Source organism: Gordonia sp. 11cp, from assembly GCF_057767225.1.
In genome coordinates this window covers 2,942,370-2,951,834 of sequence record NZ_CM173437.1, presented here as the reverse complement: position 1 = coordinate 2,951,834, position 9,465 = coordinate 2,942,370, and the positions used below count along the sequence as shown (strand labels likewise).

The following is a 9,465-nucleotide window of genomic DNA, read 5'->3' as shown; positions in this document are numbered from 1 at the left end:
CGCCTGGGACAGCCGCGTCGCGGTCCTCATCGAAGGCGGCCTCGAAGCTTGTACATGGGCTGGGGGCGACCTGGCCGGCTGCTCGGAGGGGGTCCGAGTGTTCGGAGACGACGCTCGATCGATTACTCTGCAGGGCCTTAATTTTGAGCGCATAACCGGTGCTGACCTGGTCGTCGGCGACGATGAATCGGGGCCGTCATCCGTAGCCGCGACCGGTTGCCGATTCCTGCGGACCGACCGAGGGGCCCTGTCGGTCAGCTTTACCCGTGGGGACGGGCTGAACCTCGACCACTGCCGTTGGACCAACTACGACACCGCGGTGCGTCAACTGCCCTCGGCGGGTCGACTGACTCTGATCGCGAACAGCCAGTATCAGGTCGACCAACTGCTGGCTACTGGGAATACACCAATCGATCATGCAACCTTCGTCACGTCGGTCGGACAGTTCACCTCGTACGTGACCGCGGACAAGGAGTCCCACTTCCACGCAGTGACCACTGCCCAGGGTGTCCAGACTCGGCTGCTTGCTGGTGAGGGCAAGCGATCCGTCTCAGATACAGACTTCGACATAACACCCACGGCTGGCTGGACATGCCTGGTGAAGGACACGTCTGACGGCTCGGTTCGCCATGCCGTGCGGGACGCCTCACGATGGTATGTATCGGAGCCCTATACGTGAAGGCCGGTTTCTGCGACTTGTCATCCCGCCGCTACCTACCTAAGCGCAGTACGAGTGAGATGTAACGCGTTAGACAGTCGCTGTCTCCCAGCATCAAGGAGTTGCACCCATACTGGCCTGATGCCAGACCCGTTCCACGCCCTCGTACTGATGAATCTGCTCTTTGTTGCCGGTGCCTGGTGCCTGGCCCGGCCGAGCTATGCCGCAGCCACGGTCCTCGCAGCCACCGGCGTTGCCTGGGCGCTGTGGAATCAGCCGATCGAGGGTCGGGTTCTGGTGTCCTTCAATATCGAGCACGGCATAACCGAATCCGACATTCTGTCGGTGCTGGCGGTCGTGATCGCCGCTGTCACGGTCTATCGGACGAGGGAACTGTCCCGGCCGAAGAACACGATGAGCGCCGGCGCAGGTGGGGGTTTCGACAAGCTCAACCAGCAGTAAATCGAGCTCAACCAGCAGTAGACCGAGCTCAACCAGCAGTAAGGAAGCTCAACCAGCAGTAACAGCTCACCGTCGTGAGGAGCTCGGCCGGCAGCAGATCGCTCGACCGTCGAGCTCACCCCGAGCCTTTGATGCGGTAGATGCGGAACTGAGGCGTCCCGCTGGGACTTGTGACCGTCATTTCCAGCGTGGCGATCCCCGCACCGTCGTCCCACAGCGTCGGATAACGGACGTTGATGGCGTCGAGCCGGCCGAGTCCGGTCGGCCGCGGGGTCAGGATGTACTGGACGCCCTGGGACTGCGGTTGGTTGAGTTTGGCGAAGAAGTCGTAATCGCTGCGGACCACGAATTGCTCCGGCCGGTCGGAGAACAACCAGATCCGCGAGATGCCGAAGGTGTCGACGAGCACCGATCCGGGCGGGAGCGCCTGGTCGTCGAACCAGCCAGCCACGTTCCGCGACACGTCGCCGAACCAGTAGAACCAGAATTCCGACGGCGGATAGCGGTCCGGCCAGAACGCCGACCGCAGGCCGTACTCCTCTTTTCCCAACGACGGGGTGAGCATCGACGTCGCGGTCACCGGTAGCGAGGTGACGAGCACCAGTGCCATGAGTGCGGTGAGGGAGGTCCTTTCGACACGCGACCTCCGCAGGCTCCGGTCGCTGCTCAAGGAGCGGGGTGTGGGGGCCCCTTCGTGGCTCGTCGCTAACGCTCCTCGCACCTCAGGGAGCGGGGGTGGGCCCGCTTGCGCCTTTCGAGGCAAGGGTTTCGAGAAGCGGGGGCCACGCGCGACGAGTATGGCGACCACGACGAGGGGTGTCGCCGCCATGTAGAAGCGGAACCAGCCGAAGGTCGAACCCAGGATCACCGCCGACATCTGGAACAGCAGCACCGAACCGAAGAGGACACCGACCACCGCCGCGTCGACGCGGCGCCGGCGAACCGCGACCCACCCGACGATCGGCAGCACCGCGAACAGCAGCGGCTGCATACCCAGCAGATTGCCAGCGATGACCTCGGCGAGCGGGCCGGCACCGACGTCCTCGGCGGAGATGATCCCCGCCGCCTCCACCTGGGCGGCGTTGCCGTACTGAGAGGAGAACTGGGAGAACGCGTTCCCGTCGAGCAGCCATCCCAGTCCCGCCCACAGGACGAAGGCGAACACGGTGGGCATCACCACGATCGTCGCGTCGTGCAGACCGAACGGCGCGCCGGTCCGCCACGCCGTACGTCCCCGCGTACCCGCCGGGCGGTGACGCCGCGTCGACATCACGAACACGCCGAGCGCGACACCGGCAGCGGCCGGCAGCGCCTCGTATCGGGTCAGATAGGCCAGCCCCAGCGCGACACCGGCAACGACGAGATCGACGACGCGGAAGCGATTCACCCACAGCAAGACCCGACGACACGTCCAGAGCAGGAAGAAGAGGAACGGCGCCTCACTCATCCCCATCCCCGCATACAGGACGATCATCGGATTCAGCGCGAACGCGGCGACCGCGGTCCACCGGAGCACCCGTCCGGCGCCGTAGTCGAGAGCGATGCGCCGAACCTGGCATCCCGCACCGGCCATGAACAACGCGCTCATGACCGCGCCCGCGAACCCGACGCGTCGCAGCTCCGGCCAGCGGTTCAGCGGCCAGTGCGACGACAGCTCGACCAGCGGGATCTCGACGAGGCTGGGCAGCGGGTTCCACACGAAACCGATCGCGCCCAGATGAGGGTCGCGGCTCCAGATGGTGAACCCGGCGTTGCCCACGCGACTGCTCGCGTCGGGGTTGATGTAGCCGACGATCAGATACAGATAGACACCCACCGCGAGATAGGCGAACGCCAGCCCGGCGAACAGGGAGATCCCCCACCACTGGACCCGGGTGAGCCGACGACGGCCAGAGGCGTCGACGCCCTGGACCATCGTCGTCCCCGCACCGCGCTCGCGGACCTCCACTGTCACGGAGTGTCGGCGCCGTCGGACGGTTCGTCGGAACGCCGGCGGTACACCGTGATCCCGACCGCGACGAGTACCGCGACCGCAACCACCGCGATGCTGATCCCCAGCCACATCAACCAGCTGGTGCCGACCTGATCGACCTGTGCCCGCGGACCGTCGGCCCGGATCGTCAGCAGCTCGGTCTGACCCGCGCGACCGGCCACCAAGACGTCTCCACGAAGATTCGCCAGATCCCCCTGCTGGTCATCGAGGTAGGCGAACAGCGGGTCGACGAGATCCCACGAGCCGGATGTGCTCACCAGCACAACGGTGCGTGAGTTCTGCGCGAACGCCTGGATGGTCCCCAGCCCGTCGGGGATCGCGAGACGGATCTGGGCCGCCAGATCGACGAGCGTGGACGAGTCCTCGGTGTTGATCGGCGGATTCAGCGCACGCGCGTTCTCCGCCGACGCCACCACGAGCGCACCGGTGTTGCTCGCGATCGCCTGGTCGAGTGGCACCAGCACCGGCGCCAACGCGGTCGCCGAACTCCGCTGGACCGATGCGATCAACTCGGCAGCGGCGTCGAGCTGAGCCGGGTTCGTGTTGTCCAGGGCTACCTGCACCGTCGGTTGCCAGCCCAGCGGGATCGACGAGAAACCGCCCATCCGAACCGGTGTCGTGCTCGACGACGCCGTCGACGACGGGTCGATCTGGAAGCTCAGCGGCACACTCCGCGGCGAGCAGGCACCCGGACCCGGCTCGTAGGAGATCCGGAACTCGAGCGGTTCGTTGGCCGCGACCTGAGCGGCCGGGATGGTGAATTGCGTGTCGAGGGTGCCCGAGGCGTTCAGCGCGCTGGTGTGCAGGATCTCGCCGCCACTGACCGCCATCACGTTCGCCCGCTCGTCGTCCCGAACCGGCGTGTAGCGCGCGAGCAGGTGCACGTTCACCAGGCCTGGCCGTCCCAGCGACAGCATCGTCGGATCGAAACCCGGAACCAGCGTCGTGATTCCGAGTACTTCAGTGGACAAGCGGTCCGAGAACTCGCCGAAGGTCACCGAATCGGAGCCCTGGATCTCCCGGTCCGACACCGATTCGACTGCGGCAGAACTCGTCTGGGCGAGATCGGTGAGCCCGTCGCGGAACAGCGCCACCTGGTCGGGCAGTGAGTCGGCGTCACCGCTGATCACCAGCGCCGCCGACGGTTGTCCGGCACGGTCGAGACGGACACCGCCCGGACCGTCCTCCTCGCGGATCAAGATCGTGCGCTGCAGCGGGCCGCCCGGCGACGGCACACCCTCCCCCGTCGACTCGATGACGTCGATCGACACCCGCTGGGGTCGATAGTGATCAGTGATGGCGGCGACCGCCCCCAGAGTGGCCTGGGCGACTGCGACACTCGGGTTCTCGGGCGTGACGATCGTGACGCCGCCGACCACGGTGCCGAAGAAGTCCTGAATCGTGCGCGGTGACGACGCGACCCCGGCATAGGCCACATTCAGTCCGGTCAGAGACACATCCGGAATGGGTCCACAGACGGAGTCGCCGGTACCGTTGCGCAACGTCATACGCAGATCGGCCCGGCCGTTGTCGCCGACGGGCACTGCCCCGAGCGGTACGGAGAACGGCGTGCTCAGCTGCCGCGGGCCGAACCGCGGTACGACGACGGTTCCGACGATCGTGCCGTCGGACCGGGCGACCTGGATGAAGGCGTCGGACACATTCGTCGCCGACGCCACCACTCCGGACAACCGCGTCGGGGACATGCCCTCCGGCACCGGGATACTCACTCCGACCGGGACGTCGGCGCTGTCGAACGTCACCGAGTTGCCCATCCCCAGTTGCCGCCAGTCGAGCGTCGTGAGCCCATCACCGGGCGCAGCGGCAGCCGGCGCCACCGAGGCCACACCGACGATCAGCGCCGCCACGGTCGCACACCAGATGCGGCGAAGACGGACACGGGTATTGCTAGGCATTCTCAGAACCTTTCGGCGGTCGCGGGGCCCCGGGCATGGACGAGAGCCCGTGCACGGTCTTCTCCCAGTAGGAGGGCTTGTAGACGAGTTGGGCCATGCTCTTGATGGCCGCCATGGACTGCAGGAACCAGTAGCCGGGCACGAGAAGGGCCGCCCCCAGCAGATAGGGCTTGTCGCGGGTACGCGCGGAGACGACACCCAGCATGATGGTCGCCAGGTTGCCGACGGTGAACATCAGCAGGCAGAGGTAATAGACGGGTCCGGGGAACACACTGTTCATGAAGTCGGGCTTGCCCGCGAACCACACCAGCAGCAGTGCCCAGAAGAGCAGGTTCAACGTGTTGGCGATCGGCATCCCGGCCGTCAGGTTCGAGATACGCAGCGCCGGAACGAGTCCGAGTTCCCGAACCATGGACAACGGGTTACGCATGTGCACGAGGAAGGTCTGCAGATAGCCCTTGTACCACCGGGATCGCTGCCGAACCCAGTTGACGACATCGGCATTGGCCTCTTCGCCGGTCAGGGAGTCCAGCACCACTGTGCGGTATCCGAAGCGAGCCAACCGGATTCCGAGATCGGCGTCCTCGGTGACGTTGTAGGCGTCCCATCCGCCGACCTCGCGCAGCACCTCGGTGCGGATGTGATTCGACGTCCCGCCGAGCGGGATCACGCAGTTCGACGCGCTCAGCGCGGGCAGCATGTACGAGAACCACTGGTCGTATTCGATGGCGAACCAACGGGTGAGCAGATTCTCGCGCTCGTTGTAGTAGCCCAGCCGCGCCTGGACCGAACCGACTTCCGGCCCGCTCCTCGCGAACACCGCCGCCGCCTTGCGCAACTGGAGCGGGTTCGGGATGTCCTCGGCGTCGTAGATCGTGACCAGTTCGCTCCGCTCGGTAGGCAGCGCCATGGCGTGATTGCACGCCTTGGGTTTGGTCCTCGGCTCGCTCGGCGGCACCAGCACCGGGGTGATCCCGGCGAGGTCCGCCCTGCTGATGGCGTCGATGGTCTCCTGATCGTCCTCTTCCAGGACCAGAAGAATGTCGAGTTTGTCTGCGGGATAGTCGATTCTGCCCACCCCGGCAACCAGATTGGTGACGATCTCCGGCTCGCCGTACACCGGCAGCAACACCGTGTAGACCGGCAGGTCGGCGTCGTCGATCTGGCGTGCCTGCTCGTCGGAGACGGTGAGGACGCCACGTCCCGACATCCCGCGGATGACGAGGACGAACTTGTCGATGCTCGACACCAGGAAGTAGACCGCACACACGCTCAGGAGCACCGCGAGCGACGCGCGCCAGGCGATGACGAAGGCGGTGGCGATCACCAGCGCCACCAGCAGCAGACCGACCTGCTGGTGCCGGCTCAGCGGGTGCCGCGCGGACAGAGCGGAGACGTGCGGCCCGTTGGTGATCCGCGTTGCGTCGAAGCCGGTCATCGCGACGGTTGTTCGACGGCCTCGACCATCGACCACGCCAGATCGGTCAGCGCGACGTCCAGTGCCGAGTCGGTGGCGACCTGATCCTCGGCGTCGGTCCCACCACGGATGAGCCAGCCCGCGGGGTCGACGACGGTGGTGCCGTAGCTGGGTGGCCTCGGCTCGGTTACCTCCGACGACCCCGCCTGATCACGAGCGGCCATGAGGTAGAAGGCGAAGTAGCGCTCGCCGGCCGGGGTGGGGACTCGCCAGCTCCAGAATCGACCGGTCCACAACGCCTCATCCGAGGTGCGCACCGACTCGAGAGTGTTGGCGATACTGCCGATCCGGGTGTGCCGGCCGTCCGCCGACGCCGGCGTGGCGTCGATCGTCGCCGGCGGCACCGTCTCGTACCACAGCCCGCGCCGGTAACTGGAGAAGCGACCCAGGTCGGTGGTGGAGTACACGTCGACGTACGCGGTGGACAGCGGCCTGGTCTGCGGACCGGTCACGCCCGCCGTGATCCGGTACCGCCGCACATCACCGCCGGAACCCATGACCCGCGGACCCCAGTCGAACACCTGGGGCTCGGTGATGCCGATTCCCAGCGTGCGCATCTGCCCCAGCCAGTCCTCGCCGATCGGCGGCGAGGCAACGGGTTCCGGCGAGTTCGGCGCATGCGGGGTCAGTCCCAGGATCACCAGCGCCACAAGCCATCCCGAAGCCAGCGTGACCATGGACTGCTTGGGCAGGGCCGCAGGTGTCGTCCCGACACCTCCGCTGCGCACACGCACGATGATCGCGATCGACGTCACCGCGGCTGCGGGCACGGTGAAGGCCAGTGCCGGAGCACCGGACAGGACCCACACCAGCCCGAGGCCGACCAGCGCCGCGGCACCCGTCGTGGCAACCGCGACTCGCGGACGCCGGCGCAGCGACATGTAGCTCACGACAAGCCCGAGACCGACCGTCAGCACTGCGAAGGCAGTCGTCGACCCGCCGAACGACTGCCCCAGGAGCAGGAAGTTCGGCGGGAAACAGACCAGCAAGAACGCCCAGACGAGGTAATCGCGGACGACGCGCCGGATCCCGAAGATCACGATCGACGCGGCGAACACCCAGATGAGCAGCGGCAGCAGATCCGCGTGCCAGAACGCGGCGACCGCGGGAATCCGGGGAACAACCAGCGCCGCGGTCAGACCCAGTCCCCCGCCGATCACCACGACGAGGATGCGATCGAACTCGCCGTCACCGATCTCGCGACCGCGAGGCGTGGCGTCGAGGCCGAGTGCGATCATCAGCCCCCACACCGGGATGAACAGCAGATACGCCGTCGGCGACCCGTCGGCGAGCGCCGTGATGTTTGCGGAGATCGCCGGTGCGAACGCCAGCATGGCGGCGCCCACGATCGAGACGTAGCGGACCACGATCGACACCTCGCGCGGTCTGGTGAGCGCAACCCGGACTCGTCTTCGGCGACCCGGCTTCGGGTTGGACGGAGCACGGCCTGTGTCGACATCCGCAATCGGCGGTGCCACGGGCACGAAGGAATCAAGAACGGTCATGGGCCCTCCCCCTGGACGATGCCCGAGCCTCGAGCTCGGGCACCGAGAGCGACTCGACGCCAACCCCGCGGGGCCTCCCCTGACATCCGAATCGCGAACTACCGGAAGACTAACGCTAAAGAGATTCTTGATAAAGCCGCCCAGGGATGGTGACGTCTGGCGCGATGGCGCGAATGCAGCCTCGACACACAGGCGAAGATCTCACTTCGAGATCACATGATCCCCACCAGCACTTGTATTTTCAGAGTTCTTGCGTCACCTGGAACAAGGCGTCACCAAAGTGCGGCGACATCGGAACCCTGGCACGCATTTGTGGGCATAGTCACGGAGCCAGAAGTGGGTCATGCGTACCAGTCCGACGACCGAAAAGCCTGCGCCACAAGCACTGACAACGGATGACTGTCGATCAGAAGGCGAGGACTGATGATCGCTAGACCCCGCCGAACGTCTCTACCGACTGACAAACAAAATTTGTCGGTCGGTAAGCGCAGCGCGCCGAGCGAACGGAATCACTCAGAAGATCAGCCCTCAGCGGACGTGTGAACTCCGACGGCCGACGGCCTCGTGACCGCATCGACCGCCTCGGTGAACGGCGGGATGAAGAAGCGTGCCCCGAGGACACAGCACGCGTGACCACCGTCGACCTCGAATCGCTGCGCGCCGGGGATGCCGTCGACCAGCAACTGCTGACGTTCGGGTTCGACCACGCGGTCGCGGATGGAGACGACCACGGCGGTGGGTACGTCGACCTCGTGCAGCCAGTCACGGGAATCGAACTCCCCCAAGCCGTTTCCGAAGTCACCGAGGTGCGCGAGCGGCGTCGAGAAGAACTGTCGGAGCGCCCAGATGGTGGTGTGGGACGCCTTGTCGAGGCTCTTGTCGGACACCCTCGGCAGCACCCGGTACACCGGGCGCAAGATGCGTCCCATGCGTTCCGACGACGCGCGGTGCCGGGGATCGTTGGTGCTGAAGAACGGGCCGGTCGAACACAGCACCAGGCCGGCCACGCGCTCCGGGTGGCGCCGCCACACCAGCTGCGCGATCCCGCCACCCATCGAGAATCCGGCGACCGTGAACCGGTCGATGCCCAGGACATCGGCGAGCGCGACGACGTCGTCGGCACAGTCACGGAGATCGAATGTCTCGGACTCGATGCCGCGGCCGTGCCAGCGCGCGTCCAGGGTGATGACCCGGTAGCGGTCGTTGATGGCGGGGATGGTCGGGTACCAGCAGAGCAGCCCGGTCGTCAGCACCGAGTGCAGGAGGAACACGGCGGGAGCGTCGCGCGGACCCGAGTCGGTGACGAACGCCCGCCCGCGCCCGGGGAGCTCGACCATCCGTCCGCCCGGGATGTCCCGAGCCGGGTACGGGGTGAACACGTGGCGGATGGCGCGCGCGGTGCCGTGAACGAACTCGGGGATCACGCCATCAACGGTACGTGAGATGCTGGTCAC

General features: G+C 66.4%; 7 protein-coding genes. 2 read left to right on the top strand and 5 right to left on the bottom strand.

The window, feature by feature from the left end; all coding sequences use genetic code 11:
• Positions 1 to 97 precede the first annotated feature (97 nt).
• Together AC3B6C_RS13175 and AC3B6C_RS13170 are read left to right on the top strand one after the other, a co-directional pair.
• Positions 98 to 679, top strand: coding sequence for a hypothetical protein (locus tag AC3B6C_RS13175; protein WP_488373055.1), 582 nt, complete (start codon positions 98 to 100; stop codon positions 677 to 679).
• Between the two features lie 120 nt (positions 680 to 799).
• Positions 800 to 1,120: a hypothetical protein gene (locus AC3B6C_RS13170; RefSeq protein WP_488373054.1), complete on the top strand. Its 321-nt coding sequence runs from the start codon at positions 800 to 802 to the stop codon at positions 1,118 to 1,120.
• A 115-nt stretch (positions 1,121 to 1,235) separates the two neighbouring features.
• Here the strand turns inward: AC3B6C_RS13170 and AC3B6C_RS13165 are convergent, their stop codons facing one another.
• The 5 genes from AC3B6C_RS13165 to AC3B6C_RS13145 form a co-directional block, all read right to left on the bottom strand.
• A complete protein-coding gene (locus AC3B6C_RS13165; RefSeq protein ID WP_488373053.1) occupies positions 1,236 to 3,074 on the bottom strand; it encodes a hypothetical protein in 1,839 nt (612 codons plus the stop codon).
• The gene (locus tag AC3B6C_RS13160; protein WP_488373052.1) at positions 3,071 to 5,029 is read right to left on the bottom strand and encodes a hypothetical protein; all 1,959 of its coding nucleotides are present in this window, start codon (positions 5,027 to 5,029) and stop codon (positions 3,071 to 3,073) included. The genes AC3B6C_RS13165 and AC3B6C_RS13160 overlap by 4 nt, the downstream gene beginning before the upstream one ends.
• Positions 5,022 to 6,467: a glycosyltransferase family 2 protein gene (locus AC3B6C_RS13155; protein ID WP_488373051.1), complete on the bottom strand. Its 1,446-nt coding sequence runs from the start codon at positions 6,465 to 6,467 to the stop codon at positions 5,022 to 5,024. Before AC3B6C_RS13155 ends, AC3B6C_RS13160 begins: the two co-directional genes overlap by 8 nt.
• Positions 6,464 to 7,873 (bottom strand): hypothetical protein, encoded by a 1,410-nt coding sequence (locus AC3B6C_RS13150; RefSeq protein WP_488373050.1) that lies wholly within the window; start codon positions 7,871 to 7,873, stop codon positions 6,464 to 6,466. Before AC3B6C_RS13150 ends, AC3B6C_RS13155 begins: the two co-directional genes overlap by 4 nt.
• Positions 7,874 to 8,532: 659 nt before the next feature.
• The gene (locus tag AC3B6C_RS13145) at positions 8,533 to 9,435 is read right to left on the bottom strand and encodes an alpha/beta fold hydrolase (RefSeq protein WP_488373049.1); all 903 of its coding nucleotides are present in this window, start codon (positions 9,433 to 9,435) and stop codon (positions 8,533 to 8,535) included.
• Positions 9,436 to 9,465: the final 30 nt, after the last annotated feature.